The following is a 25336-nucleotide window of genomic DNA, read 5'->3' as shown; positions in this document are numbered from 1 at the left end:
CCTGTTGATCGGGAATCGTACTGCGGCGCGGCGATGAGTCGCAACAGCAGGAAGCGCAGGCAGAAGCCCGGGCGCGATGTGCCGTTTCCGGGGCAGGAGGAAGCCGCATCATGATCCGCGACCAGTTTGTCCTGGACGTTCACCCGGAGATTATCGTGGACAACTTCGCCGGCGGCGGCGGAGCATCCACCGGCATCGAAATGGCCCTTGGCCGCTGCGTCGATATCGCGATCAACCACGACCCCGAGGCCGTGGCGATGCACGAGATCAACCACCCGCAGACGCGCCACTACTGCGAATCCGTATGGGATGTAGATCCGCTGGAGGCGACCCAGGGACGGCCCGTTGGGCTGGCGTGGTTCAGCCCCGACTGCAAGCACTTCAGCAAGGCCAAGGGCGGCAAGCCCCGCGACAAGCGCATACGTGGCTTGGCGTGGATCGTGCTGCGCTGGGCTGCCCTAGTGCGGCCGCGCGTCATCATGCTGGAGAACGTCGAGGAGTTCCGCACCTGGGGCCCGCTGCTTGATAACGGTCAGCCGTGCCCGACGCGAAAGGGCAAAACGTTCCGATCATTCATCCGCCAATTGCAGGAAAAGGGATACGCCGTCGAACACCGCGAGCTGCGCGCCTGCGACTACGGCGCGCCGACCATCCGCAAGCGCCTGTTTCTGATCGCGCGATGCGATGGTCAGCCGATCGTCTGGCCTGAGCCGACGCACGGCGCGCCGACGTCGCCCGAGGTCCTGGCTGGCCTGAGCAAGCCCTGGCGGACCGCGGCGGACTGCATTGACTGGTCCATCCCCTGCCCGTCCATCTTCGAGCGCCAGCGGCCGCTTGCCGAGGCGACGCTGAAACGTATCGCGCGCGGCATCCGGCGTTATGTCATCGACGCGGCGGAGCCCTTCATCGTCGGCGCCGGCGGCCCGGTCTATTCGGGGAAGCCTGTGCCGACGAATCGCCCGTTTGGCGCCCTGACGACGGAGAACCATCGGCACGTGGTTGCGCCTCACATCACGAAGTTCCGGACCGGATCGACCGGTGCCGACCTGGGCGAACCGATGCCGAACATTACGGCAGGCCCCAAGGAGAATCCCGCCGGCGCTCCGCACGCGCTGGGCATCATCGCCCCATTCCTGACCGAGCATGCAAACGGCTCGACGCAGCGCAACTTCGACGCCGGCACGCCGCTGCGCACCCAATGCGCCGAGGTCCGCGGCGGCCACTTCGCCATGGTCGCGCCGACCCTTGTGCAGGCGGGGTACGGCGAAGCCCCCGGACAGGCACCGCGGGCACTGTACCTGGACAAGCCGCTCGGCACGGTGGTCGCCGGCGGCATCAAGCATGCTTTGGTATCGGCTTTCCTGGCCAAGCACTATGGCGGCAACTACGACGGGCCCGGCGCGCCGCTGGATGGCCCGGCCCATACGGCCACGACGGTGGACCATCACGCCTTGGTCGCCGCGCAACTGGTCGGCTGCGGTGGCCGCGCCGGCCAGAGCCGGCCGCGCGATGCTGGAGAGCCGGCGCAGACGGTGACCGCCAAGGCGGACACCTGCATTGTGACTTCGCACCTGGCGAAGGTGCACAACAACCAGTTCGGCCACGCTACAGAACAGCCCATGCCTACGCTGACCGCCGGCGGCAGCCATGTCGCCGACGTGCGCGCCTTCCTGGTGAAGTACTACAGCGAAGGCGGCCAGGATCAGGACTGCCGCGACCCGATGCACACCATCCCCACCAAGGACCGCATCGGTCTGGTGACGGTCGCAGGCGAGGAATATGTCATCGCCGACATCGGCATGCGGATGCTGGAGCCGCACGAGCTGTATGCAGCCCAGGGCTTCCCCGCCGACTACATCATCGCCCCGACCATCAACGGCCGCCGGCTTCCAAAGCACGCCCAGGTGCGCATGTGCGGCAACAGCGTCTGCCCGCCGCTCGCCGCCGCGCTGGCACGCGCGAACGTGCCCGATCTTGCCGCTTGGACGCCTAAGGAAGCCAAAACACGGAAGATCGCCGCATGACCACGATCTCGCTTCTCAGTCACGTGTGGGGCTATCGCTCTTCGATGAATCTGACGATCGAGTCAACCTCATCGATCGTCGTATCAAACCACTCAAGGCCTGGCACATTCTCGCGCCAACGGCCGCGGATCTTCAATGTGTTGTGGACTGCGAGTTCCAACGCCCGCACCCGCTTTGCAGGCCAGGTTCCCAATATGCGCGGATTCTCGAACGCGGCCGACTTTCGACACTGGTCCGCGACCCGCTTTTCGGCATCCCCTGAAGCGAGCCCTATCTTGATGGGGAATGGCGCGCCGTCGCGCATCAGCATGGGGAATGTGAAGGCATATAGCGTTCCGGCCAAGGTGCTTTCTTCGGCGGTCTCACCGGCTAGTTCCTCACCTTCAAGTTCTGCCTCTTCGAGGTCATCTTCCTCGTCACCAGGGATTCGGAAAAGTCCGGCGCCCAGGTTGATCAACTGCCCTGTATTTTTCGCAATGAATGGGACATAGAAACGGATCGTCTTCCCGACAGACACGGACCCGCCGGCTCGAGGCCGCTCGAAGGTCGCCGACTGTTGTTCATCGGTGAGGTATTTGTCCGTAACCGCGCGCACAAACTCGATGAGTCTAAATTGGTCACCTGAGGCAACTTCAGGCTGTTGCAGTATTTCAGGCAGCGCCTTGTAGCGCGCGAAGCGATAGCAAAATGAATTTGTTGGTTCGAAAGCGATGTCCATCCCTTCCTCCACTCAAAAGCCAGCAGAGTAGGTTATGAATAAGAAATCTGCCAAGCGAAAACATGTTCCTGCCGCCCCTTTTCCGTCCACCCGCGCCCAGCGTGCCGCAGAACAGGGAGATGACCATGGGACTCGTTAAATTCAGCGTGGGCGAAACCTGCACCGCCGCCCTCACGATGCCGCCTGACCCCACCATGGACGAACACTACGGCCCGGCAGTCTGCATTGGTCACTACGGCCACCAGGCGGAGATCTGGATCTCCAACGGCGACAACCGCATCAACGTGCCGGTCTACATGCTGGAGGTCTTCATCAAGGAACTTCGGCGCGCAGCGAAACTGGCGAAGGAGCCCGGCGATGGACGCTAACGACCTGCTCAGGAGAGCGGCGAAGGCGGCGCCAGCCGACCTACGCCAGAAGTTCGAAGCCTGGGACAAGGGCGCAGTGCGAGCGCGGAATACGGCGGGCGACTACAGCAACCCCTACGTGCAATCGTCGTGGGATGGCTATCAGGCGGGATATGCGCAGGCCATTGCCGATCTGAGCGCTGCCGCTGCGCTAGGAGGTGAACCCGGCCAGCCCGAGGGGACGCCGCCGGCGACCTCCGGATCATCCTGCCTGGTCCACCGCGGGTCTGTGGCGGCCGGCGGGCCGGAGGTTCCAGGGGGAAACCCGTGATCACGCTCACCCCCGAGGAAATCACCGAATTGACGCACCGCTCGCGGAAAGGGGCACAATGTGACGCCCTTAAGCAGCTGGGCATCCCCTTCAAGATCCGGCCGGACGGCACACCTGTCGTGCTCCGGGCCGCCATGGAAGCCGCGTTGGGCTATGCGAACAAGAACCAAGGACCGACACCTCCCCGCGTGCGTTTACCAGAAGCACGGCGCCTACTATCTCGTTAAGCAAGGGAAATGGCAGCGCCTGGGCGGCGACCTGCACCAGGCCCTGACGGAATACGCCCGGCTGGTGGCCGCCCCAAAGGACGGCATGGTAGCCCTCATTGACAAGGCTCTGCCGGCAGTCACGGACGGGCGCGCGCCGGCGACCGTCAAGCAGTACCAGCACTGTGCACAGTTGCTGAAGGAGGTTTTCGCCGACTTCCGGCCCGAGCAGGTCAGGCACGGCGACATCGTCCAGATGATGGACGGCTTCAAGGACCGGCAGGCGATCGCCAATCGCATGCTGACGGTCCTGCGGCTGGTCTTCCGCTGGGCCCTGGACCGAGAGCTGGTGCAGGCCGACCCCACCGTCAGCGTGCAGCGGTTCAAGCAACGGTCCCGCGACCGGCTCATCAGCGACCAGGAATACGCGGCGATCTACCAGCACTCGGCGCCCTGGTTGCAGTGCGTCATGGACCTCTGTTACCTCACCGGCCAGCGGATCGGCGACGTGCTCAAGATCGAGCGTGGCCACCTGCAGGAGGAAGGCGTCTTCATCGAGCAGCAGAAGACCGGCAAGAAGCTGATCGTCGGCTGGACGCCGGAGCTTCGAGAAGCCATTGAGCGGGCCAAGAAAACCGTTGGCCAAGTGCAGGCCATGACGTACATTCTGGCCGGCCGCCGCGGGCGCCTGCGGGCCCATCCGAACGTTTGGCGGGCATTCAAGCTGGCCGCAGGCAAGGCCGGCGTCGAGAACGTCACCCTGCACGACTTGCGCGCCATGTCGGGCACCGAAGCCGAGCGTCAGGGCATCGACCCCACCGCCCTGCTGGGCCATACGGACCGCCGAACGACCCGGATCTACCTCCGCGACAAGAGCGCCAAGGTAGTCGCCAGCCCGCGGAAGAAAGCTGGATAGACATCCAGTTTTGGACAGGCGGTTTTAGACACCTGTTGGATTTTTAGACAGGACCACCCCGCAAAGCCAATAAATACGCGGGTCTCAGAAACTGTCATGTATTCGGTCATGCCCTGGCCGCGCTGCAGCCGCTGATGTTTGCGCATGGATGCCTCCGTGGATCAGGTAGGCGTCCAGTGTGCGCATCGCCGGTGGCGGCGCCTATTCGTACATGCCGAGCTGGATCGAAACATCACACGGCCGATCCCGCGCGGCACGGACGACAGTCCCGGACAGGCGCGCCCAACGAAAAACGCCGCCCGAAGGCGGCGTCATGCCAGGCACGGCGACGCGAGGCTTACTTCTCCGCGGCGTTGGTGATGGCGTTGCCAGCGCGCTGCAGGTCCTTGCCCGCGCCGGCAACCGTATTGCAACCTGCCAAAACCATCGCAAAGACCACCAACGTCGTCAGCATCATCTTCGAGCGCATGGTTTGCTCTCCTTCATCTGATCCTGCCTTGCGCGGCAGCGATCGTTCACACCACCTGGACGCGCAGCTCGCCCAGACCCGCAACACCACCCACCATCAGGTCGTTCTTGACCACGGCGCCCACGCCTTCAGGCGTGCCGGTAAAGATCAGATCGCCAGGCTGCAACTCGAACAGGCCGGACAGGTAGGCGATGCTTTCCGGGATATTCCAGATCAGTTCGCTGATGTTGCTGCCCTGCTTGCGCGTGCCGTTCACGTCCAGCCAGATGTCGGCTTTTTCCATGATGCCGGTCTTGGCCACGGGATGGATGGGACCCAGGGGAGCCGATTGGTCGAAGGCCTTGCCCACTTCCCAGGGACGGCCCAGCTTCTTCGCTTCGCCCTGCAGGTCGCGGCGCGTCATGTCCAGGCCCAGCGCATAGCCCCAGATGTGCTCGTTCGCCTTTTCGACCGGGATGTCCTTGCCGGCCTTGCCGATGGCCACGACCAGTTCCATTTCGTAGTGCAGGTTCGAGGTCTTCGAGGGATAGGGCATCTTGCCCGTTTCGCCATCCCGCACGGCGATGATCGCATCGGCCGGCTTGCAGAAGAAGAACGGATCTTCGCGTCCGGTGAAGCCCATCTCCTTGGCATGCTCAGCGTAATTGCGTCCAACGCAATACACGCGGCGAACCGGAAACAAGGCGCTGGTTCCCGCTACCGGAACGGCCATGGCGGGCTGAGGGGGCAAAACGTAGTCCATGCTGTTGACCTCGTTGGAGATGCGACCCGTCGACGGGCGCTGAAATAATCATGCGCGAGTGTAATCGTTTCGCGGCGGGCGGGCAGCAAAAAGGCCGGCAAGCCGGCCCTTTTGGTCTGGTCGAAAGCAGGGACGCCTACTTGCCGCCCTTGGCGTGACGCTCGGCGCTGCGGGTGATTTCCTCGTGCGCGGCGTCGACGCCCTTCCAGCCCTTGACCTTCACCCATTTGCCCTTTTCCAGGTCTTTGTAATGTTCAAAGAAGTGCTGGATACGGCGGATGTCTTCTTCCGGCAGGTCCTGGTAGGACTTGATGTTCCGGTAAGGGGGATAGAGCTTGTCCACGGGCACGGCCAGCAGCTTGGCGTCGCCCCCGGATTCGTCGTCCATTTCCAGCACGCCCAGGGCGCGGCAGCGGATCACCGAGCCGATCTGGATCGGAAACGGCGTGATCACCAGGACGTCGGCGGGATCGCCGTCTTCCGACAGCGTCTGAGGAATGTAGCCGTAGTTGCAGGGATAGTGCATGGCGGTCAGCATGAAGCGGTCGACGAACACGGCGCCCGTGTCCTTGTCGACCTCGTACTTCACCGGGTCCGCGTTCATGGGGATTTCGATGATGACGTTGAATTCATCCGGCAGCTTGGAGCCGGGAGGGACGTGATCGAGACTCATGGTTCAACCTTCATGATGGAAAGGAATCAGGACTTGCCGTCGGTGCCGGGGCCGCCCGGCTTGAACGGCGTATCCGCGGCGAAGTCGTCGCGCCTGGACGCCGCGGCGCCGGTCGGGGCGGCCGGCTGCGGATCTTCGTCGTCCAGACGGGTGACGGGGAGCGGCGCGCTATCGAAGTAGTCTTCCAGGTCGGCCGGCGATTCAGCCGCCAGCGGCGCGGACACGGGGGATGGTGCCGACGGCGCCGGATCGGCCAGCAGGGGCCGCGCATGTCCACGCGCGTCGGGATCGAGCACGTAGTCCGCCACGGGCGCTTCGTCGGGCAGCGGATCGTGCACCAGCCTGCTCGCGGGCGCCGGCGCATCCGCCGCGTCCGAGAGGAAGCCGCTTTCGGGATCCACGCGCGACGGGTCCGCGTCCGTATCGGCGGGCGGCAAGGCTTCGTCGCCCGCCAGTACGGGTAGCGCGATCCCCGCAGCCGTGGCCAGCCGCCAATGCCGGATGGCGTCGCCCTGGCGATCCAGGCGGTCGTACAGGCTGCCCAGCAGCGCATGGGTGCGCGCATCGGCGCGCCGTTCGACGGCGCGGCGCAGATAGCGTTCCGCCTGGCCCCAAAGCTGGCCGGTCAGGCAAAGCATGCCCAGCGCGGTCAGCACGTCGGGATCCGCCGGACGCTGCTGCAGCCATTTTTCGGCGCGCTCCAGGCGGCGGGGAACCTGCTGGGCGTCGCAGCGCGAATAGGCGTTCAACAGGCGAGGGTCGAAGCCCTGCGCGATGGCCGTTTCCAATATGCGGGCGGCCTCGTCGGCTTCGCCGGCTGCTTCGAAGGCGGCCGCGCCCGCCAGCGCGATATCCGGCAGCAGGCGTTCCTCGGCCTTGAGATCCTTCCAGATCGCGCGCCAGGCGTCACCATCCGCAGCGCGCAGGCGCGCGGCGCCGGAAACGTCGATGATGCGCGCGGCGTCGTCGCGTGCCAGCGCGCCGCGGCGCGACAGGCCGCGCGCCAGGGTGAATACGCGTTCGTGATGGCCCAGCGCACGTTCGGCCCGCAGCAACAGGCGCAAGGTGTGCAGATGCCGGGCGCCGCCATCCTGGAGCGGCGCCAGCACTTCCAGCGCCCGTTCCGGCTGGCCTTGCTCGAGCAGCAGGTCCGCGTTGACGGTCGCCACGGCTTCGATCAGCCCAGGGTCGCTGCCCGCCTCTTCGCGCGCGCGATCCAGCATGACGTCACGCCGCACGAATTCGCCCAGGCCCTGCGCCGCGCGCGCCGCCGACAGGGCGGCCAGCACGCGGCGGTTGCGCGCCTTGGTCTGGTCCAGCAGCTTGACCAGATCCTTTTCGGCGTGCGCGTAGCGGCCTTCCAGCAGGCCGATCCAGCCGCGCTCCAGCAGTTCATGATCGCGGGCCTGCGCCCGGCGGCCACGCCAGGCGCGCATGCGATCCGGGATGGCCAGCAGCCACGCCAGCAGGCGCAAACCCACGTAAATGGCGACGAACAGCGCGACCAGCAGCAACACCGCGAGCGTCAGCGACAGTTCGATCCGATAGGGCCAGACCAGCAGCAACACATTGCCGGGATGCGCCCGCAGCACCACGGCCACCGCGACGGCGACGACCGCGAGCAACAACGTCCAGAACCAGGCGCGCATGGATCAGTCCCGTCCCTTGACGGCGCTGGCGCCATCCGCGCGCAGCGCGGCGATGGCTCCCAGGCTGTCCGACAGATCGGGCATGGGCGTCGCGACCTGCACCTGGGAGAGCTCGCGCGTCAGGCCCAGCGCCGCCAGCGTATCGGGCGAGCGGCGATCGTAATAGGTGTCGAGCGTGCGGGTGATGGTGTCGAGCTCGCTTTTCCAGATGGCGGGCTGGCGCATCAACAGCGCCAGCTGCACCGTCAGCAGCCGTTGGCGCAGCGTGGAACGCAGCTGATCCGCCTGCTCGGTGGACAGCAGCAATGCCGCCGGTTCGTCGACCCGCTGCACACGCACCAGGTCGCCCAGTTCGTGCGTCAGCGCGCTGCCGGCGCGGCCAGGCCAGGACGCGATTTCGGCGCGCCAGCGCTGCCACCAGGCGGCATCGGCGGGGACATCGGGCTGGGCGGGCGCGGCGGCCGGCGGCGTATCCGTGGACGCCGGGGCCACGGGCGCGGCGTTGTTCGCCGAGGCGGCGTCCGGCACCAGCAGGGGCGCCTTGCCGACCAGGTTCACCAGCCGTTCGATACGGCCCGCCTGGACCGGCACGTCGATGGTCTTGACCGCGCGCAGGCGATCCAGGTCGCCGTTGATGGTCTGCTGCAGGCTGGCATAGCGCGGCCGCGCGGCGCGCGCCAGGCGGGATTGCGCCGTCTCCATCGCGACGATGGCGTTGCTGACGCTGCCGCCCAGGCGCAGTTGCTGGTCGGCGATGGTCAACAGGCGATCGACGTCGTTGATCAGGACATCGTCGCTGACGTTCTCATTGAAGTCCTGCCACGCCTGCTGCAGGGCCGTGTACTGGCTCTGGGTTTCCTGGAGGGTGGATTCCAGGGCGGCGACCTTGTCGCTCTGTTGCTGCGCCAGCGCCAGCGCCTGGCGGGTTTCCGAACGGGTCTGGCCCAGCGTCGTATTCAGGCTGTCCAGGCGGGTGGCGACTTCACGACCGGCGGCCAGGAACTGCTGCCGCTGCATCCACAGCGCGGCCACCAGGACCAGCGCCAGCAATGTCACGACAACCAGGGTGGCGACCAGGGGCGAAGCCCCGCCCTTGCGGGCGCCGCGCGGCGCCCGGGGGCTCGATGGCGGCGCTTTCGAGGCGGTGGGATGGACGTCGGCAGATGCCGGATCGCTGGAGGCGGCCGGCATCGCGGCCGGACCAGTGGCAGGAATCTTTTCTGTCATGGAGGCGATTGTATTCGGTACGAATGCGAAACGATGACTCAACCGGAAACAAAAGCATTAAAGATGGCATCATCCGCCGGCGCGCACAAGCGGACCGACGAAGCCGCCCGTGCCGGCGGCAGGCCCAGCAGCTCAACCAGGCGCGGATGAGTCAAAACGAACCGGCAGGCCTGCCACCATTCCGGCGACGCGCCCTGGTCGACATTCGCGCGCACGGCTTCGACGGTGGCGCCGCTGGTCAACAGCCAGGCGGGATGGCAGCCGGCGGCCGTCCAGCGCCGCAGTTGCGCGAGCGCCTCGGCATCCCAGCGCACAGGCACGCGCCGGTAGACGGCGTGGGCATGGACGTCGGCGCCATGGCCGCGCAGCTGTTCGGCCAGCCAGTCACGCCCTGCCGTACCGCGTACCAACAGCACCCGGCGCGGGATGGGCCCGCGCGCGGCCAGCAGATCCCACAACGCTTCGGAATCGTGGCGCGGCGCGTCCACCGCCGGGTGCACGATGGTGCATGAGCCATCCAGACTGCCGGAGTCGCGCAGGCGCGCGGCGGTGGCGGGACCGACGGCGCCTATGACGCACGATGCAGGCCAGGCGCCCCAACCCAGCGCGCGCAATTGATCCAGGTATTGAGCGGCCGCGTTGCCACTGACGAACACCGCCAGGTCGAAGTCGCGCGGCAGCGGGATGCCGGCCGCCCCGGACGGCACTGGCTCTATGTCCAGCGCCGGCCAGGTGCGCACCTGCCACCCGGCGTTTTCCAGACGTGCCGCCAGGCTTTCGTTACGACCCGGAGGACGCGTCAGGATGGCAATCCGCGTTTCGCTGGCCTGCACGGGGGCTCCGTCGGCTTCAGCCGGGTGCCGACAGTTCGGCCAGGATGGCGTCGGCGCCTTGGTCCAGCAGTTCGCGGGCCGCCGAGGAACCGATGTCTTCAGCCTGGGCGACCGGCCCCGACGCTTCGGCACGCACCATGCGCCGCCCGTCGACCGAGGACACCATCGCGCGCAGATGCAGGGTGTCGCCGTCGACCGTGGCGTAGGCGGCCAGCGGCACCTGGCAGGAGCCGCCCAAGACCCGCGAAACCGCCCTTTCGGCGAGCGCGCACGCCGTGGTTCTGGCGCACGCCAACGGCGCCAGCCAGTCCCGCAGGTCCTTGCGGTCCTGATGGATTTCGATGCCCAAGGCCCCCTGCCCGGCGGCCGGCAGGCTTTCTTCCACATCCAGCAGGGCGCGTATGCGGCCCGCCAGGCCCAGGCGCTCGAGACCGGCCGCGGCCAGGACGATGGCGTCATAGCCGCCGGCATCCAGCTTGGCCAGGCGCGTATCCAGATTGCCGCGCAAGGGCTGCACGACGAGATTCGGATGACGTTCGCGGATCAGCGATTCGCGCCGCAGGCTGGACGTTCCCACCACCGCGCCGTCCGGCAATTCGGCCAGCGAGGCATAGCGGTTGGACACCAGGGCATCGCGGGGATCGCCTCGTTCGAGCACCGTACAAAGTTCGAATGGCGGCTGGAGGTCGATGGGCACGTCCTTCAGGGAGTGCACCGCCAGGTCCGCGCGGCCGTCCAGCAGCGCGTTTTCCAGCTCTTTGACGAACAAGCCCTTGCCGCCCACCTTGGACAGCGTGCGGTCAAGGATCTGGTCGCCCCGAGTGGTCAGCTCCAGAAGCTCCACCGAACACGTCGGGTACAACGAGGAAAGGCGGCCGCGCACATGCTCGGCCTGCCAGATCGCCAACCGGCTTGCCCGGGTGGCGATGATCAAACGACTGGGTTGCGACACAGTGGCTTGCTCAGGCGAAATGGGCAGCGGCCACTGTGACGATCACGCCAAGCACGGCAAGAATGAACAGGCCTTGGAGCAGGCTCAGGCCCGTTTCGGGTTGCTGTGGTTTACCGGTTTTACGCAGACTCATGCAAGGATTCCTTGGAGACGACTTTGCGGCTTGCCAGCCACCGTCCCAAGAGAACGACGAGCAGCGCGCCGATGATTTCAGCGCCCAATTTAACCATAGCCGGTTGCGGCCCGAATTGACCTTCGACAACTACGTCGGTGACGATCATGCCGCCGGCGATCCAGCCCAGCAGGCCCGCGCCGAACATGACGACGACCGGATAGCGGTCGATCAGCTTCAGCACCAGGGTCGAGCCCCAGATGATGATGGGCACGCTGACCAGCAAGCCGAACACGACCAGGCCGATCTGATGGCCCGGATCCGCATTCTGGGCCGCGCCGGCGATCGCGATGACGTTGTCCAGGCTCATGACGAAGTCCGCCACGATGATGGTCTTGATGGCCGCCACGATCGACCCCCCACCCTTGATCTTGTCGTGTGAGCCGTCTTCCGGCATCAGCAGCTTGACGCCGATCCACACCAGCAGTGCGCCCCCGACCACCTTCAGGAAGGGAATATTCAGCAGGGTGAGCGCGAAGGCGATCAGCACCACGCGCAAGAGGATGGCGCCGGCGGTGCCCCACAGGATGCCCTGCATCCGTTGCTTGGGCGCCAGGTTCCGGCACGCCAGGGCGATGACGACAGCATTGTCCCCGCCCAGCAAGATGTCGATCAGGATGATCTGGAAAACGGCCGCCCAACTGAGCGTCTGGAAGAATTCAAGCACGTCACAACCCCCACAACATGATTTTGATCCTAGCCGATTGCAGCAAAAGCTTTGCCCGCGCGCCTGCGGCAAGCGCGGCGGCGGGCATCGGCCCTGAGCGGGGATTGTAATTCAGCTTTAAGTCAGATTTGCTCCGGACGATTAAGATTTTTGTCAGGATTATGGCGTGCCGCCATCACCTTGCCAAGGATGAGTACCAGGATCGCGCCGCAGGCCCCGGCCATCAAGGCGAGATTATGTTCGGTCGTCCCCAGCGCGGCATCCAGGCGCAGCACCGAATCGTGCAGCGCGGGATCGCCCACCAGCAATTCCCCGGCGATGAAGCCCAGCAAGGCCGCCCCCACCCAGACGATCACGGGGAAGCGCTCGATCACCTTCAGGAGCAGCGTGCTGCCGAAGATGACCAGCGGGATGCTGATGGCAAGGCCGACGACCAGCAGCGTGGTGTCGCCCATCGCCGCCGCGGCGACCGCGACCACGTTGTCCAGGCTCATCACCAGGTCGGCGATCATGATGGTACGGATGGCGGAAAGCAGGTTGCCATGCGACTTGGCCGAGCCATCGTCTTCTTCCTCCGGCTTCAGCAGCGACACGCCGATGTACACCAGGAGCACGGCGCCGATCAGCTTCAGCCACGGCAACAGCAGCAGCTTGGCGGCCACCAACGTCAACACGATACGCATGATGATCGCCGCGGCGGAACCGATGACGATGGCTTTTTTCTGCTGGGCGGGCGGGAGCGAACGGGCCGCCAGCGCGATCACCACGGCGTTATCGCCGGACAGCAGAATATTGACCCAGATGATTTGCAGAAGCGCGAGCCAGAAAGCGGCTTGTGTTAATTCCATACCCCTCGTCCTCGATCCCAGAATGGTTTGAAAAAGCCGAACCCCATCGCCGCGGGACAGTCGGGGAGACCGCCTTACGCTGGTGTTTATTTATCGTGGGGAACGCTGGACATTATATCGAGGCAATATCAAAACATTCAGCTGATTGTTGGATTTCTGACGGAATTTCGCAGGCTTTTTGTTAGGTTCACCATCTCCGCCGAGGAAAACCGCTCATTCTTTCATTCTTCTTTCCAAAAACTTACTTGCACCTGAACAAACTCAGATTGGGTGAGCGCACATCCATTTTCATATATTAAAAATCCGGCCGTGGAATCTGACTTTATTCTGAAATTAAACTGACTAAAAACTGAATTTTGTTCGAACTTGGCGGAACCTCGGTCCTGGAGGGGTTACAGCAGCACCTGCCGTCCCCACCCTTGGCTTCTCCTTCCTATGCATCGCTTCCCAAACCGCTGCCTCGTGTTGGCCGCAAACCTCATCCTGCTGGCCCACCCCGCCGTGGCGGCGCTTCAGCCTGCCGCCGACGCGCCCCTGTCCGGCTCCGTCGAATACCGTTGCCACTTCAATGCTGACGCCAGTTCAGATTGCGAGACCCGCTACCGCTATACGATCCTGCAACCGGCGGGACGCGAGATACTATCCCGTATCGACCATTCGTATTCGGAACAGGACAGCCTGACGGTGGAAAAGGCCGAGGTCACCCAACCCGGCGCACAATCGACGCCGCTAGCCGCATCCAACATCGATACCCGCATGGCGCCACATCCGGAGCAGGGTTTTCTGAGCGACAAACAGACTTCTCTGGCATTTCCGAATCTCAAGGTCGGCACCACCATCCGATATACCTTGCGCCAGCACTTCAGCCCCCGGCCCGCCAACCCGGAGTTCCACTATGTGCTCATATGGACGCCCAAGCCAGTGCGTTACGACAGGATATGGGCGGAAATCACCGCCGAACGCCCCATCGTGTGGCGCGGCGAACTGCTGCAGGACTACACCGTCACGCATTCCGCAGAGGGTCGCAAACTGGTCCTTGAACTCAAGAAGGCGCCTTACTACATCAACTACGTCAATGAGTCAGAAGCCGGCTATGCGCGCCGCCTTCCGCGTCTGGAAGCGGGCAGCTCGCTCGATGTACAGGACCACTTCGCCACCCTGGCGACACGCTACAACGAGATTCTTTCGGTTCGCCTGCCGGAGCGCGCCGCCGCCGCGGTGGCCGCCGCGCGAGGCAAAGCACCCGCGAAGCAAATAGCGGCGTTCATGCAATACATCTACGATAACTACCGCTACCTGGGCGACTGGCGCGACAGCGAACGCGGCCACATTCCCTTCACGCTGGCCGAAATAGAAAGCCGCGGTTATGGCGACTGCAAAGACCTCGCCGTCCTGCTTGGAGCCATGCTGAGAGCCGCGGGCATCCCCGCCGAACCCGCGCTGATACGGCGAGGCAGCTATGCGCCCAGCCTGCTGATCCCGGGCCTGTACGCGCCCGACCATGCCATCGTCCGTGTCGCGGCAGGCGGCCAGGTGTGGTGGCTGGATCCCACGAATTCCGTCTTCGCGCCCGGCCATATCATGCCGGACCTGCAGCAGCGTTGGGTCGTCGTGCTGGGCGCGGACGGCAAGGCGCGGCTGGACGAAACGCCCCGGCACGGACCTGACGAAGCAATGCGGGCAGAGCTGCAGATACGCTACCTGGCGGAAGACAAAGCGCGTACCCACTTGACCTTGGATTTCGCCCATGCGCCGTTAATAAACATAGCGGCCAATGAGCGGCAGATAGGCCGCGCCAGCACCGACCGGCAGCTGTGCAGTCAGTTCGCCCGAGAAAGCGTCGACTGCATCCTGGACCGGCCCGAGCCCGGTTTCGTCGTGCCGGCGAGCTACCGGGTCAAAGCGGACCTGACGGCGCTGCGACCGCTGCGGCGAGTGGGGGAAAGGCTTTTCACCGATCCAAGCATGAGTTCGGAGTGGGATATTTTTTTCCGCTACATCAGTGAAGGGCAGCGTCTGGACCTTTACCTGGGCGAACCCCAAACGACGTCCTACGATGTAACGCTGTTGGCTGCCAAGATAGATGCTCCGGCCCGCGCTTGCCAGGTACGCTCGAAATGGTATGACCTCGACCTTCAGGGTGAACCGGTTGCTGCAGGCTATCACTACCGCTATCGCCTGGTGCGCAAGATGGACTGGTTCGGTCACGAGGACATAATGGATCCGGAATTCCGTCAGATGATCGGACAGGCACGAGATTGCACCGAACAATTGCGCATGGCCGTGCAACTGGCATAGCACAAGGGCATCGATCGAAAAAAAACCCGCCGAGTGGCGGGCGGGTGTTTCCGTGCATGGCGGGCGGTCTGGAAGACCGCCCCTACACGCAGCAGCGGCCTATTTATTACAGCACCGACTTCAACAGCTTGCCCATCTCGGACGGGTTGCGCGTGGTACGGATGCCGCAGGCTTCCATGACTTCCAGCTTGGCGTCCGCCGTGTCGGCGCCGCCGGAGATCAGCGCGCCGGCGTGGCCCATGCGCTTTCCGGGGGGCGCCGTGACGCCGGCGATGAAGCCGACCACCGGCTTCTTCATGTTGTCCTTGGCCCATTCGGCGGCGGCAACTTCGTCCGGACCGCCGATTTCGCCGATCATGATGACGGCGTCGGTTTCAGGATCGTCATTGAACAGCTTCAGCACGTCGATGTGCTTCAGGCCGTTGATCGGGTCGCCACCGATACCGACGGCGCTCGACTGGCCAAGGCCCAGTTCGGTCACTTGGGCGACGGCTTCGTAGGTCAGCGTGCCGGAGCGGCTGACGATGCCGATGCGGCCCTTGCGGTGGATGTGGCCGGGCATGATCCCGATCTTGATTTCGTCCGGCGTGATCAGGCCGGGGCAGTTCGGGCCCAGCAGCAGGGTCTTGCTGCCCTTCTGCTTCATGCGGTTGCGCACTTCCAGCATGTCGCGGACGGGGATGCCTTCGGTGATGCAGATGGCCAGGTCCAGCTCGGCTTCCACGGCTTCCCAGATCGCGGCGGCGGCGCCGGCGGGCGGCACGTAGATCACGGAAACGGTCGCGCCGGTATCGGCCTTGGCTTCCTTGACCGAAGCGTAGATGGGAATGCCTTCGAAGTCCTCACCCGCCTTCTTGGGGTTCACGCCGGCCACGAAGGCGGCCTTGCCATTGGCGTAGTCACGGCACATGCGGGTATGGAATTGCCCCGTCTTGCCCGTGATGCCCTGGGTGATGACTTTAGTGTCCTTGTTGATCAAGATCGACATTTATGAATCCTTGGCAATAACTCTTATTTGACGGCGGCAACGACTTTGGTGGCTGCTTCGGCCATGGTGTCGGCGCTGATGATGGGCAGTCCGGACTCGGCCAGCATCTTCTTGCCGAGTTCTTCGTTGGTGCCCTTCATGCGGACGACCAGCGGAACGTTCAGGTTGACGGCCTTGCACGCGGTCATGACGCCTTCGGCGATCACGTCGCAGCGCATGATGCCGCCGAAGATGTTGACCAGGATGGCCTTCACGCTCTTGTTCTTGAGCATGATCTTGAAGGCTTCGGTCACCTTTTCCGCCGTGGCGCCGCCGCCGACGTCCAGGAAGTTGGCCGGCTCGCCGCCGAACAGCTTGATGGTGTCCATCGTGGCCATGGCCAGGCCGGCGCCGTTCACCAGGCAGCCGATGTTGCCGTCCAGCTGGATGTAGGCCAGGTCGAATTTGCTGGCTTCGATTTCGGCGGGATCTTCTTCATCCAGGTCGCGGTAGGCGACGATTTCCGGATGGCGGAACAGCGCGTTCGGATCGAAGTTGAACTTGGCGTCCAGGGCGATGATGTTGCCCTTGCTGTCGCGGTTCAGGGGATTGATCTCGACCAGCGAGGCATCCGTTTCCATGTAGCACGTGTAGAGCTTCTGGAACAGGTCCACGGTCTGGGCGACGGAGTCGGCCGGCATGCCGATGGCGGCGCACACCTTCTTGGCCTGTTCGGCGGTCACGCCGACCAGCGGGTCGATGTATTCCGTGATGATCTTTTCGGGCGAGGAATGGGCGACTTCCTCGATATCCATGCCGCCTTCGCTGGAAGCGATCAGGGCGACCTTCTGCGTGGCGCGGTCGGTGACCAGCGACACGTAGTATTCCTTCTGGATGTCCGCGCCTTCTTCGATGTACAGGCGGTTGACCTTCTGGCCTTCAGGGCCGGTCTGGTGCGTCTTCAGCTGCATGCCCAGGATTTCGCTGGACAGCTTGCGCACCTCTTCGATCGAGCGGGCCAGCTTGACGCCGCCGCCCTTGCCGCGGCCGCCGGCATGGATTTGCGCCTTCACGACCCACACAGGTCCGCCCAGTTTTTCCGCCGCGCTAACGGCTTCTTCGACGGAGAAGGCGGGAATACCGCGCGGCACGGTCACGCCAAATTTCTTCAGCAGTTCCTTGCCTTGATACTCGTGGATTTTCATGTGTTACCTGTCAGGTCGTATGAGAAAAAAGAGAAGAATCGGAAGCGGCGTCCTCGGCGGGAATTTCGCCGGTATACCACTTGGGGTAGTACTTGAGGACCACCGGCCCGTCGGTACTGAGGGCATGGCAGCCGTCCAGCTGGAACGGCCGCTTGCCCGGGTCGGGATTTTCGCGGCGCCTGCCCGCCATGGTCTGCACCGCCGCGGTCGGCAGGACCAGCGCCAGTTCGCTCATGTGGGTACAGCCCGCCACGCGCCCGAAACGCGTCTTGACTTGCTGGCGGAAGCCCTTGACCAGATTCATGCCCACCAGGTCCCGGTAGGCGTCTTCGATGGCCGTGCAGTGATCGCCATAAGGCGCGGCGTCGTAGACGGCCTGCGCGGCGACGATGGTGTAGGCGTCGTCGATGGTGATCCGCAGGTGCATATGATGCACCGGCTCGCCGGCGCGCAGCGTATCGCCTTCGTGCTTGGTGAAGTCGTAGGCCTTGACGTCGATGAGCTCGGCTTCGACGTCCCACAGGCCGTCCTCGCGCGCATAGCCCTGCACGCGTATCGAGCGCGTGTGCAAGGGCTTGCGGGGAACTTGCGGCGGTGGCAAAGGCATGCTTATCCGGTGGGGTTGCTGCAAGGCAACAAAACCTTCAAAGTATAGCGCACGGGCCACCCTCAAAAAAACGGGGCCGGCCTTCCACGGGAAGGACCGGCCCCAGGACGCCTGGGCTACGGTGGTATCAGGCCTGTGCGCGCAACTGCCGCGCCGCGTCCACCATGCTGACCAGCGCGGCTTCGGTCTCCGGCCAGGCGCGGGTCTTCAGGCCGCAATCCGGATTCACCCACAACCTTTCCTTGGGCAGCCGGCCGCCGGCCTTGCGCATCAGGCCGACCATCCAGTCGACGTCCGGCACGTTGGGCGAATGGATGTCATAGACGCCCGGGCCGATATCGTTCGGGTAGCGGAATTCCTCGAAGGCCTTGAGCAGTTCCATATTGGAACGGGAGGTCTCGATGGTGATGACGTCGGCGTCCATCGAGGCGATGGATTCGATAATGTCGTTGAACTCCGCGTAGCACATATGCGTATGGATCTGCGTGTCTTCCCGCACCCCGCCGGTGGACAGGCGGAAGCAATCCACCGCCCAGTCCAGGTAGGCCTGCCAGTCGGCGCGCCGCAGCGGCAGGCCTTCCCGGATCGCCGGTTCATCGATCTGGATGACGCGGATGCCGGCTTTTTCCAGGTCGACGACCTCGTCGCGCAGCGCCAGCGCCAACTGCCGGCAGGTCTGTTCGCGGGGCTGGTCGTCGCGCACGAACGACCATTGCAGGATGGTCACCGGCCCGGTCAGCATGCCCTTTACCGGCTTGTCCGTCAGCGACTGCGCATAGGACGACCAGGCCACCGTCATGGGCGCCGGGCGCGCGACGTCGCCGAAAATGATGGGCGGCTTGACGCAGCGCGACCCATAGCTCTGTACCCACCCATTCCGGGTGAAGGCGAAGCCGGCCAGCAGTTCGCCGAAGTACTCCACCATGTCGTTGCGTTCGGGCTCGCCGTGCACCAGCACGTCCAGGCCGACTTTCTCCTGGAACCGGATGACGGATTCGATTTCCTTGCGGATCGCCTTCTCGTAGGCGGAATCGCCCAGCGCCCCGGCCTTCCAGTCGCGCCGCAACGCGCGGATTTCCGCGGTCTGCGGGAAGGAGCCGATCGTGGTGGTGGGGAACGCCGGCAGGCGCAGCTTCTCCTGTTGTTGGACGATGCGTTGCGCGAACGGCGTCCGGTCGCGCCGCACCTGCGCGGCCCCGGCCATGCGCTGGGCGACGGCCGGATTATGGATGCGCGGCGAACGCGCCCGATCGGCCAGCGCGGCCCGTTGCACCCGCAGGGCTTCCCGCACCGCCGGTTCCTCGCTGCCGTCCAGGGCGAGCGCCAGCGTGCGGACCTCGTCCAGCTTCTGCACGGCAAAGGACAGCCAGCTCTTCAGCTCGTCGTCCAATTCGGTTTCATGGGCAAGATCCACCGGCACGTGCAGCAGCGAGCAGGAAGGCGCGATCCAGAGCTGGTCGCCCAGCGCGGCCTTGGCGGGCGCCAGGGCCTTCAGCGTGAGATCCAGGTCGGTGCGCCAGATGTTGCGCCCGTTGACGACGCCTGCCGACAGTATCTTGGTGCCGATGACCTCGAGCAGCGGCGCCAGTTGCTCCGGCGCACGCACCAGATCGACGTGCAGGCCGGCGACCGGCAGCGCGGCGGCCGTGGCCAGGTTGTCCTGGAGGCCGTCGAAATACGTCGCCACCAGCAATTTCAAGGCGCCGCCCGACAGGCGCGCATAGCTGGCCGCGTAGGCATCTCGCCAGGCGGCCGGCAGGTCCAGCGCCAGGATGGGCTCGTCGATCTGCACCCACTCGACGCCCAGTTCGGCGATGCGGCGCAGGACTTCGATATAGACCGGGATCAGTCCCGCCAGCAGATCCAGCTTGGCGACGTCGCCCGGGCCGGTGTACGCGTCACCCTTGCCCAGCCACAGCCAGGTCAGCGGGCCCGGAATGACCGGCTTGACGCGATGGCCGGCCTGCTGGGCTTCGCGGATCTGTTCGAACAGGGATTCGCGGGCGATGCGGAAGGTCTGCGCCGGCGTCAGCTCCGGCACGATGTAGTGGTAGTTGGTATCGAACCACTTGGTCATTTCGCACGCGGCGGCCGGCGTGCCGGTCGGCGCGCGGCCCCGCCCCATGCGGAACAAGGTATCCAGGGCGACCGGGGCGGCGTCCTGCTGGCCGAAACGGGCCGGCACGGCGCCCAGCAAGGTGGTCCATTCCAGCACATGGTCGTACCACGCGAAATCGCCCACCGGAATCAGGTTCACGCCCGCGTCGGCCTGGACCTTCCAATGCCGCGCGCGCAAGGCCCGGCCGGTTTCCTCGAGCTCCGCCAGCGACGACTTGCCGGCCCAGTACGCTTCCACCGCGCGCTTCAGTTCCCGCTGCGCACCAATGCGCGGGAATCCCAGATTATGAATCGTAGTCATGAAAATGAAAGATCCAACAAAAATTGTTCAAGTGGCGGCATTGTGCGCGCGTTTCTGTGTGAATCAAAATCAATGTTTGCATCGATTCCTTGAACAATATTCATATAGAATGCGGAGCTGCCCCCTCGGTGACCCCCTCCGGCCCTGCCATGCTCGAAATACGCCATCTGGAAACCCTGGCCGCCATCCGCGACGGAGGCAGCCTGCAGGAAGCCGCCGAACGGCTGCACCTGACGCAATCCGCCCTGTCGCATCAGCTGCGCGAACTGGAATCCCGGCTGGGAACGCCGCTGTTGAACCGCAGGACGCGGCCGGCCCGCCTGACGACGGCCGGGCTGCGCGTACTGGCGCTGGCGGACGACATCCTGCCCAGGCTGCGCGCCACCGAGCGCGAACTGCAGCGCCTGGCGGCCGGACGTACGGGCCGCCTGCATCTGGCGATCGAATGCCATTCCTGCTTCCAGTGGCTGATGCCTGCCATGGACGCATTCCGCGTCCAGTGGCCGGAAGTCGCCCTGGACCTGTCCGCCGCGTTTTCCTTCGCGCCCTTTCCGGCCCTGCTGCGCGGCGATCTGGATCTGGTAATTACGTCGGATCCGCAGACGTCGGAAGCCATCGAATACGTGCCGCTGTTCGGCTACGAGCTGGTGCTGGCGGTATCGGAAGCCAATCCTCTCGCGACCCAGCGCTACGTCCAGCCCGAGCAGTTGGCGGACCAGACGCTGATCACGTATCCGGTCGATCGGCAGCGCCTCGATGTCTTTACCGCGTTTCTCGATCCTGCCGATGTCGAGCCCGCGACGATACGCAAGGCGGAACTGACGCCCATCATCGCGCAGCTGGTGGCCAGCAATCGCGGCGTGGCCGCCTTGCCGAATTGGGCCTTGACGGAATACCTGGGACAGGGATGGTTGAAGGTGTGCCGCCTGGGGCCGCAAGGCGTCTGGCGCACGCTTTACGCGGCCGTACGCAACGAGGACGCGGACGCGCCGTTCATCAAGGATTTCCTGACGATCGCCAGGGATGTGTGCTTCCGCACCCTGGCCGGAATCAAATCAGCAGGCCACGCACCGGCTCAATCGTCGTCACGGTCATCACCCAGGACGCGGTGAATGACGTCATGCGCGAAGCCGCGCGCCGCCAGGAAACGCGCCTGCTTGGCGTAGGCGGTGCGGTCGGTGGGCCGCTCGCCGAAGCGCTTGCTCCACACCGCCAGCGCGCGTTCGTATTCCGTGGCTTTCAGGCCATTACGCAATTCGCCGATCTGGGCTTCATCCACACCGTGCTGGCGCAGTTCCTGGACGATCCGCGCCGCCCCCTGGCGTTCGGCGCGGCGATGCACCAGGCTTTCGGCAAAGCGCCGGGTGGATAGCCAGCCTTCCCGCTCCAGGTCATCCAGCAGCGCGTCCAGCGCCGCCGGATCGTCGGTGTGCGCACCGAGCTTGCGCGCAAGCTCGGTGCGGGCGTATTCGCGACGCGACAGATAGGCGACCGCGCGAGCCCTGAGTGAAGGGCCACGCTTTTCCGCGACACGGTCGCCCACGGCGACTTAGTCCTCTTCGGCTTCGCTCGCGGCGAACGTGTTGGCGCGGCTGACGATACCCTGGTTTTCGCGGACGCGGTTTTCGATTTCCAGCGCCATGTCGCGATGTTCCTTCAGGTACTCGCGGACATTGTCCTTGCCCTGCCCGATGCGATCGCCGTTGTAGCTATACCAGGCGCCGGACTTGTCGACGATGCCGGCCTGCACCCCGAGGTCGATGATTTCGCCTTCGCGCGAGATGCCGCTGCCATACATGATGTCGAATTCGGCCTGCTTGAAAGGCGGCGACACCTTGTTCTTGACGACCTTGACGCGGGTTTCGTTGCCGACGACTTCCTCGCCCTTCTTGATGGAGCCGATGCGGCGGATATCCAGGCGCACCGAGGAATAGAACTTCAGCGCGTTGCCGCCGGTGGTGGTTTCCGGGTTGCCGAACATGACGCCGATCTTCATCCGGATCTGGTTGATGAAGATGACCATGCAGTTGGTGCGCTTGATGGTGGCGGTCAGCTTGCGCAGCGCCTGGCTCATCAGGCGGGCCTGCAGGCCGGGCAGGGAATCGCCCATTTCGCCTTCGATTTCGGCCTTGGGCACCAGGGCGGCGACCGAGTCGATGACGATCAGGTCCACCGAGCCCGAGCGCACCAGGGCGTCGGTGATTTCCAGTGCCTGCTCGCCGGTATCGGGCTGGGAAATCAGCAGGTCGGTCAGGTTGACGCCCAGCTTGGCGGCGTACTGCACGTCCAGGGCATGTTCCGCGTCGACGAAGGCGCAGGTGCCGCCGATCTTCTGCATTTCGGCGATGACCTGCAGCGTCAGGGTGGTCTTGCCCGAGGATTCCGGACCGTAGATTTCGACGACGCGACCGCGCGGCAGGCCGCCGACGCCCAGCGCGATGTCCAGGCCCAGCGAGCCCGTGGACACCACCTGGATGTCGTGCTCGACCTCGTTGTCGCCATACCGCATGATCGAGCCCTTGCCGAACTGCTTTTCGATCTGCGATAGCGCGGCGGCGAGCGCCTTGGCTTTTTCCGAGGCGGCTGCCTTGCTGGTTTTATCGTCCATGTAGTGTCCTGTCTGACGTTCTAGCGATTGTCTGGTGCATGTCTGGTGCAACGATGCTGGGGAATTATGGCATCCGATTATACTGTACAAATAAACAGTATGACAAATTCTTGCGCGCTTTCCGCGCCGCGCCGCCCGATCCCGCGTTAACCCCGTCTGGGCAAGGCCCGGGGGACATGACAGAATCCGCGCCAGGAGACGAGACATGCGCATACTGATCGCCGAAGACGACAGCATCCTGGCCGACGGTCTTTCCCGCTCGTTGCGGCACGGCGGCTACGCCGTCGACGCCGTTCGGGACGGCATGGCGGCGGACCTGGCGTTGACCGCCCAGGCCTTCGACCTGCTGATCCTGGATCTCGGCCTGCCGCAGCTGACGGGACTGGAAGTCCTGCGGCGCCTGCGGGCGCGCAATGCGCACCTGCCTGTGCTCATTCTAACCGCCGCCGACAGCATAGAGCAGCGCGTCAAGGGGCTGGATCTGGGCGCCGATGACTATATGGCCAAGCCCTTCGCCCTGTCCGAACTGGAGGCGCGGGTACGGGCCCTGACCCGGCGCGGCGCCGGTGGCGGCGCGAGCCTGATCCGCCACGGGCGCCTGGTGTTCGACCAGGCGGGCCGGGTGGCGTCGGCGGACGAACAGCCGCTGGACCTGTCCGCGCGCGAAATCGGCCTGCTCGAAATCCTGTTGATGCGCAGCGGGCGCATGGTCAGCAAGAACCAGCTGGTCGATCACCTCTGCGAATGGGGCGATGAAGTCAGCACCAACGCCATCGAAGTGTATGTCCACCGCCTGCGCAAGAAACTGGAACCCACCGGCGTGCGCATCATGACCGTGCGCGGTCTTGGCTATTGCCTGGAACGCGACCATGGCACGGCCGAGCTGGCGCACTGAACCGCACCGGGCCGCGCCGCTGAACCAGGAAGCGCTGGACGTCCTGCGCAACGGCACGCGCGGGCCGTCGGTCGCCCTGCCCCGGCGTTCCCTGCTGGGCGAGATCCTGGACTGGATGCTGGCGCCGCTGTTCCTGCTGTGGCCCATGAGCGTGGCCATCACCTACGTCGTCGCGCAGAACATCGCCGACGTGCCCTACGACCGCGCGCTCGCCAGCCATCTGCGCGTGCTGGCGCGCAACGTCCATATCGTCGATGGCAAGCCGGCGCTCGACATCAGCGAGCCCGTGCGCGGCATGCTGCGCGCGGACGAAACCGACAGCGTGTTCTGGCTGGTGCTGGGCGGACATGGCCAGTATCTGGGCGGCGATCGCGAACTGCCCCTGCCCAAGGGCGCCGACGTGGTCGCGCCAGGCACCATACGGTATGAGGACAGTACGCTGCGCGGCTTCGCCATCCGGCTGGCATATACCCGCGTGGACGCCGCCGCGCCGAACGCCGCGCCGGCGCTGGTCATCGTGGCGGAAACCTCGGAACGGCGCGCGCAACTGGCCAACGACATCATCAAGGGCGTGATCATTCCGCAATTCGTGGTGCTGCCCATCGCCGTATTGCTGGTGTGGTTCGGCCTGACGCGCGGCGTCGCGCCTTTGAACGCCCTGCAACAGCGGCTGCGGGCGCGGCGGCCGGACGATCTGTCGCCCATCGACGAACGGGCCACGCCCAGCGAGATCGCGCCCCTGGTCGCGGCGATCAACGAGTTGCTGGAACGGCTATCGGCGACGGTGCAGACGCAGCGCCGCTTCGTGGCCGACGCGGCGCATCAACTGAAGACCCCGCTCGCGGGCTTGCGCACCCAGGCGGAACTGGCCTTGCGCGACGCCAGCGCGGACGAAATGCAGACCAGCCTGAGGCAGTTGGTGGCGGGCTCGGAACGCGCCACGCGGCTGGTCAATCAATTGCTGCTGCTGGCGCGCGCGGAAAATCCGGCCACCGTGGGCATGGCCTCGGTGGACCTGAATGTGCTGGCCTGCGAACAAACCACGCAGTGGGCGCCGCAGGCCCTGAACATCGGCATCGACCTGGGATTCGAGGAAGCCGGCCAGGCGGTCACCCTCGCGGGCAACGCCATCCTGCTCGCCGAACTGCTCAACAACCTGATCGACAACGCGCTGCGCTACACGCCGGCCGGCGGGCGCGTCACCGTGCGCGTATGCGCCGTGCCGGGCGGGGCATTGCTCGAAGTCGAGGACTCCGGACCGGGCATCCCCAGCGCGGAACGCGAACGCGTGTTCGACCGTTTCTATCGGGTGCTGGGGACCGCGGCCGAAGGCAGCGGCCTGGGCCTGGCCATCGTGCGCGAAATCGCGCAGAAGCACGGCGCCACCGTCGAGTTGATGGACCACCCCACGCCGGGCGGCACGCAGCGCGGGCTGAAAGTCGTTATACGCTTCCCACGTAATTTACAAACAGAAACATAAATAGCGCGGCCTGTCAGACAAACGTCAGACCCTCGTCAGGCTTCTTGCCTACCGTTGCGGTCAGCCTCCCCGCCCTCGCGGGC

26 protein-coding genes are annotated in these 25336 nt (G+C 65.0%); 9 read left to right on the top strand and 17 right to left on the bottom strand.

Annotated elements, in window-relative coordinates:
• Positions 1 to 110: 110 nt before the first annotated feature.
• Positions 111 to 2024: a DNA cytosine methyltransferase gene (locus CAL26_RS09120; RefSeq protein ID WP_094846564.1), complete on the top strand. Its 1914-nt coding sequence runs from the start codon at positions 111 to 113 to the stop codon at positions 2022 to 2024.
• A 31-nt stretch (positions 2025 to 2055) separates the two neighbouring features.
• On the opposite strand, the gene CAL26_RS09115 is transcribed toward CAL26_RS09120, so the two are convergent.
• Complete coding sequence (locus tag CAL26_RS09115) at positions 2056 to 2742, bottom strand: GIY-YIG nuclease family protein (RefSeq protein WP_094846563.1); 687 nt, start codon at positions 2740 to 2742, stop codon at positions 2056 to 2058.
• 125 nt (positions 2743 to 2867) lie between these two features.
• Here CAL26_RS09115 and CAL26_RS09110 point away from each other — a divergent pair, with 125 nt between their 5' ends.
• From CAL26_RS09110 to CAL26_RS09095, 4 genes are read left to right on the top strand one after another with little or no spacing between them, the layout of a single operon-like run.
• Positions 2868 to 3110 (top strand): hypothetical protein, encoded by a 243-nt coding sequence (locus tag CAL26_RS09110; protein WP_143277377.1) that lies wholly within the window; start codon positions 2868 to 2870, stop codon positions 3108 to 3110.
• The gene (locus CAL26_RS09105) at positions 3100 to 3420 is read left to right on the top strand and encodes a hypothetical protein (RefSeq protein WP_094846561.1); all 321 of its coding nucleotides are present in this window, start codon (positions 3100 to 3102) and stop codon (positions 3418 to 3420) included. The genes CAL26_RS09110 and CAL26_RS09105 overlap by 11 nt, the downstream gene beginning before the upstream one ends.
• Complete coding sequence (locus tag CAL26_RS28855; protein WP_143277376.1) at positions 3417 to 3647, top strand: DUF4224 domain-containing protein; 231 nt, start codon at positions 3417 to 3419, stop codon at positions 3645 to 3647. The genes CAL26_RS09105 and CAL26_RS28855 overlap by 4 nt, the downstream gene beginning before the upstream one ends.
• Positions 3574 to 4542, top strand: a complete 969-nt coding sequence (locus tag CAL26_RS09095; protein ID WP_094846559.1) for a tyrosine-type recombinase/integrase — start codon at positions 3574 to 3576, stop codon at positions 4540 to 4542. Before CAL26_RS28855 ends, CAL26_RS09095 begins: the two co-directional genes overlap by 74 nt.
• A gap of 337 nt (positions 4543 to 4879) precedes the next feature.
• Here the strand turns inward: CAL26_RS09095 and CAL26_RS09090 are convergent, their stop codons facing one another.
• The 10 genes from CAL26_RS09090 to CAL26_RS09050 form a co-directional block, all read right to left on the bottom strand.
• Positions 4880 to 5011, bottom strand: coding sequence for an entericidin A/B family lipoprotein (locus tag CAL26_RS09090; protein ID WP_066347456.1), 132 nt, complete (start codon positions 5009 to 5011; stop codon positions 4880 to 4882).
• Positions 5012 to 5057: 46 nt separating this feature from the next.
• Positions 5058 to 5753, bottom strand: coding sequence for a fumarylacetoacetate hydrolase family protein (locus tag CAL26_RS09085; RefSeq protein ID WP_094846558.1), 696 nt, complete (start codon positions 5751 to 5753; stop codon positions 5058 to 5060).
• Positions 5754 to 5889: 136 nt separating this feature from the next.
• Positions 5890 to 6426: an inorganic diphosphatase gene (gene ppa / locus CAL26_RS09080; RefSeq protein ID WP_094846557.1), complete on the bottom strand. Its 537-nt coding sequence runs from the start codon at positions 6424 to 6426 to the stop codon at positions 5890 to 5892.
• Positions 6427 to 6452: 26 nt separating this feature from the next.
• Complete coding sequence (locus CAL26_RS09075) at positions 6453 to 8075, bottom strand: heme biosynthesis HemY N-terminal domain-containing protein (RefSeq protein WP_094846556.1); 1623 nt, start codon at positions 8073 to 8075, stop codon at positions 6453 to 6455.
• A gap of 3 nt (positions 8076 to 8078) precedes the next feature.
• Positions 8079 to 9302 carry a uroporphyrinogen-III C-methyltransferase gene (locus CAL26_RS09070; RefSeq protein ID WP_094846555.1) on the bottom strand — a complete coding sequence of 408 codons (1224 nt, stop codon included), beginning with the start codon at positions 9300 to 9302 and terminating at the stop codon, positions 8079 to 8081.
• A gap of 38 nt (positions 9303 to 9340) precedes the next feature.
• Positions 9341 to 10135 (bottom strand): uroporphyrinogen-III synthase, encoded by a 795-nt coding sequence (locus CAL26_RS09065; protein WP_094846554.1) that lies wholly within the window; start codon positions 10133 to 10135, stop codon positions 9341 to 9343.
• A gap of 16 nt (positions 10136 to 10151) precedes the next feature.
• Positions 10152 to 11087 (bottom strand): hydroxymethylbilane synthase, encoded by a 936-nt coding sequence (gene hemC, locus CAL26_RS09060; RefSeq protein WP_094846553.1) that lies wholly within the window; start codon positions 11085 to 11087, stop codon positions 10152 to 10154.
• A 10-nt stretch (positions 11088 to 11097) separates the two neighbouring features.
• Entirely contained in the window at positions 11098 to 11220 is a 123-nt protein-coding gene (locus tag CAL26_RS28580; RefSeq protein ID WP_256988253.1) for a hypothetical protein, read from the bottom strand.
• Positions 11207 to 11926 (bottom strand): TerC family protein, encoded by a 720-nt coding sequence (locus CAL26_RS09055; RefSeq protein WP_086064267.1) that lies wholly within the window; start codon positions 11924 to 11926, stop codon positions 11207 to 11209. The genes CAL26_RS28580 and CAL26_RS09055 overlap by 14 nt, the downstream gene beginning before the upstream one ends.
• A 122-nt stretch (positions 11927 to 12048) precedes the next feature.
• Positions 12049 to 12774, bottom strand: a complete 726-nt coding sequence (locus tag CAL26_RS09050; RefSeq protein WP_086064266.1) for a TerC family protein — start codon at positions 12772 to 12774, stop codon at positions 12049 to 12051.
• Positions 12775 to 13209: 435 nt separating this feature from the next.
• Here CAL26_RS09050 and CAL26_RS09045 point away from each other — a divergent pair, with 435 nt between their 5' ends.
• Entirely contained in the window at positions 13210 to 15072 is a 1863-nt protein-coding gene (locus CAL26_RS09045; protein ID WP_094846552.1) for a DUF3857 domain-containing transglutaminase family protein, read from the top strand.
• Between the two features lie 106 nt (positions 15073 to 15178).
• Here CAL26_RS09045 and sucD read toward each other — a convergent pair whose 3' ends face one another.
• The 4 genes from sucD to metE form a co-directional block, all read right to left on the bottom strand.
• Entirely contained in the window at positions 15179 to 16060 is an 882-nt protein-coding gene (gene sucD, locus CAL26_RS09040) for a succinate--CoA ligase subunit alpha (protein ID WP_086064265.1), read from the bottom strand.
• A 23-nt stretch (positions 16061 to 16083) separates the two neighbouring features.
• A complete protein-coding gene (sucC, locus tag CAL26_RS09035) occupies positions 16084 to 17244 on the bottom strand; it encodes an ADP-forming succinate--CoA ligase subunit beta (protein WP_094846551.1) in 1161 nt (386 codons plus the stop codon).
• A 10-nt stretch (positions 17245 to 17254) separates the two neighbouring features.
• Positions 17255 to 17851, bottom strand: coding sequence for a DUF2889 domain-containing protein (locus CAL26_RS09030; RefSeq protein WP_094846550.1), 597 nt, complete (start codon positions 17849 to 17851; stop codon positions 17255 to 17257).
• 127 nt (positions 17852 to 17978) lie between these two features.
• Positions 17979 to 20270: a 5-methyltetrahydropteroyltriglutamate--homocysteine S-methyltransferase gene (gene metE / locus CAL26_RS09025; RefSeq protein WP_094846549.1), complete on the bottom strand. Its 2292-nt coding sequence runs from the start codon at positions 20268 to 20270 to the stop codon at positions 17979 to 17981.
• 149 nt (positions 20271 to 20419) lie between these two features.
• Here metE and CAL26_RS09020 point away from each other — a divergent pair, with 149 nt between their 5' ends.
• A complete protein-coding gene (locus CAL26_RS09020; RefSeq protein WP_094846548.1) occupies positions 20420 to 21382 on the top strand; it encodes a LysR family transcriptional regulator in 963 nt (320 codons plus the stop codon).
• On the opposite strand, the gene recX is transcribed toward CAL26_RS09020, so the two are convergent.
• Complete coding sequence (gene recX / locus CAL26_RS09015) at positions 21346 to 21813, bottom strand: recombination regulator RecX (RefSeq protein WP_094846547.1); 468 nt, start codon at positions 21811 to 21813, stop codon at positions 21346 to 21348. The genes CAL26_RS09020 and recX overlap by 37 nt on opposite strands.
• A gap of 6 nt (positions 21814 to 21819) precedes the next feature.
• Positions 21820 to 22878: a recombinase RecA gene (recA, locus tag CAL26_RS09010; protein ID WP_094846546.1), complete on the bottom strand. Its 1059-nt coding sequence runs from the start codon at positions 22876 to 22878 to the stop codon at positions 21820 to 21822.
• A 205-nt stretch (positions 22879 to 23083) separates the two neighbouring features.
• Between recA and CAL26_RS09005 the strand changes: the two genes are divergently transcribed.
• Positions 23084 to 23773: a response regulator gene (locus tag CAL26_RS09005; protein ID WP_094846545.1), complete on the top strand. Its 690-nt coding sequence runs from the start codon at positions 23084 to 23086 to the stop codon at positions 23771 to 23773.
• Positions 23774 to 23888: 115 nt separating this feature from the next.
• Entirely contained in the window at positions 23889 to 25253 is a 1365-nt protein-coding gene (locus CAL26_RS09000) for a sensor histidine kinase (protein WP_306437094.1), read from the top strand.
• Positions 25254 to 25336 lie beyond the last annotated feature (83 nt).

Source organism: Bordetella genomosp. 9 (assembly GCF_002261425.1).
GTDB lineage: Bacteria > Pseudomonadota > Gammaproteobacteria > Burkholderiales > Burkholderiaceae_B > Bordetella_C.
This window is presented reverse-complemented; position numbering and strand designations above follow the sequence as displayed.

Excerpts from the sequence above, each read along its gene's own strand:
- CAL26_RS09110 (WP_143277377.1), top strand. The coding sequence starts at position 2,868 with ATGGGACTCGTTAAATTCAGCGTGGGCGAAACCTGCACCGCCGCCCTC.
- CAL26_RS09070 (WP_094846555.1), bottom strand. The coding sequence starts at position 9,302 with ATGACAGAAAAGATTCCTGCCACTGGTCCGGCCGCGATGCCGGCCGCC.
- CAL26_RS09090 (WP_066347456.1), bottom strand. The coding sequence starts at position 5,011 with ATGCGCTCGAAGATGATGCTGACGACGTTGGTGGTCTTTGCGATGGTT.
- CAL26_RS09045 (WP_094846552.1), top strand. The coding sequence starts at position 13,210 with ATGCATCGCTTCCCAAACCGCTGCCTCGTGTTGGCCGCAAACCTCATC.
- CAL26_RS09030 (WP_094846550.1), bottom strand. The coding sequence starts at position 17,851 with ATGCCTTTGCCACCGCCGCAAGTTCCCCGCAAGCCCTTGCACACGCGC.
- CAL26_RS09050 (WP_086064266.1), bottom strand. The coding sequence starts at position 12,774 with ATGGAATTAACACAAGCCGCTTTCTGGCTCGCGCTTCTGCAAATCATC.
- CAL26_RS09120 (WP_094846564.1), top strand. The coding sequence starts at position 111 with ATGATCCGCGACCAGTTTGTCCTGGACGTTCACCCGGAGATTATCGTG.
- CAL26_RS09075 (WP_094846556.1), bottom strand. The coding sequence starts at position 8,075 with ATGCGCGCCTGGTTCTGGACGTTGTTGCTCGCGGTCGTCGCCGTCGCG.
- metE (WP_094846549.1), bottom strand. The coding sequence starts at position 20,270 with ATGACTACGATTCATAATCTGGGATTCCCGCGCATTGGTGCGCAGCGG.
- ppa (WP_094846557.1), bottom strand. The coding sequence starts at position 6,426 with ATGAGTCTCGATCACGTCCCTCCCGGCTCCAAGCTGCCGGATGAATTC.
- CAL26_RS09085 (WP_094846558.1), bottom strand. The coding sequence starts at position 5,753 with ATGGACTACGTTTTGCCCCCTCAGCCCGCCATGGCCGTTCCGGTAGCG.
- sucD (WP_086064265.1), bottom strand. The coding sequence starts at position 16,060 with ATGTCGATCTTGATCAACAAGGACACTAAAGTCATCACCCAGGGCATC.
- CAL26_RS09000 (WP_306437094.1), top strand. The coding sequence starts at position 23,889 with ATGCTGGCGCCGCTGTTCCTGCTGTGGCCCATGAGCGTGGCCATCACC.
- CAL26_RS09105 (WP_094846561.1), top strand. The coding sequence starts at position 3,100 with ATGGACGCTAACGACCTGCTCAGGAGAGCGGCGAAGGCGGCGCCAGCC.
- recA (WP_094846546.1), bottom strand. The coding sequence starts at position 22,878 with ATGGACGATAAAACCAGCAAGGCAGCCGCCTCGGAAAAAGCCAAGGCG.
- CAL26_RS09115 (WP_094846563.1), bottom strand. The coding sequence starts at position 2,742 with ATGGACATCGCTTTCGAACCAACAAATTCATTTTGCTATCGCTTCGCG.
- CAL26_RS09095 (WP_094846559.1), top strand. The coding sequence starts at position 3,574 with ATGCGAACAAGAACCAAGGACCGACACCTCCCCGCGTGCGTTTACCAG.
- sucC (WP_094846551.1), bottom strand. The coding sequence starts at position 17,244 with ATGAAAATCCACGAGTATCAAGGCAAGGAACTGCTGAAGAAATTTGGC.
- CAL26_RS28580 (WP_256988253.1), bottom strand. The coding sequence starts at position 11,220 with ATGAGTCTGCGTAAAACCGGTAAACCACAGCAACCCGAAACGGGCCTG.
- CAL26_RS09020 (WP_094846548.1), top strand. The coding sequence starts at position 20,420 with ATGCTCGAAATACGCCATCTGGAAACCCTGGCCGCCATCCGCGACGGA.
- CAL26_RS09005 (WP_094846545.1), top strand. The coding sequence starts at position 23,084 with ATGCGCATACTGATCGCCGAAGACGACAGCATCCTGGCCGACGGTCTT.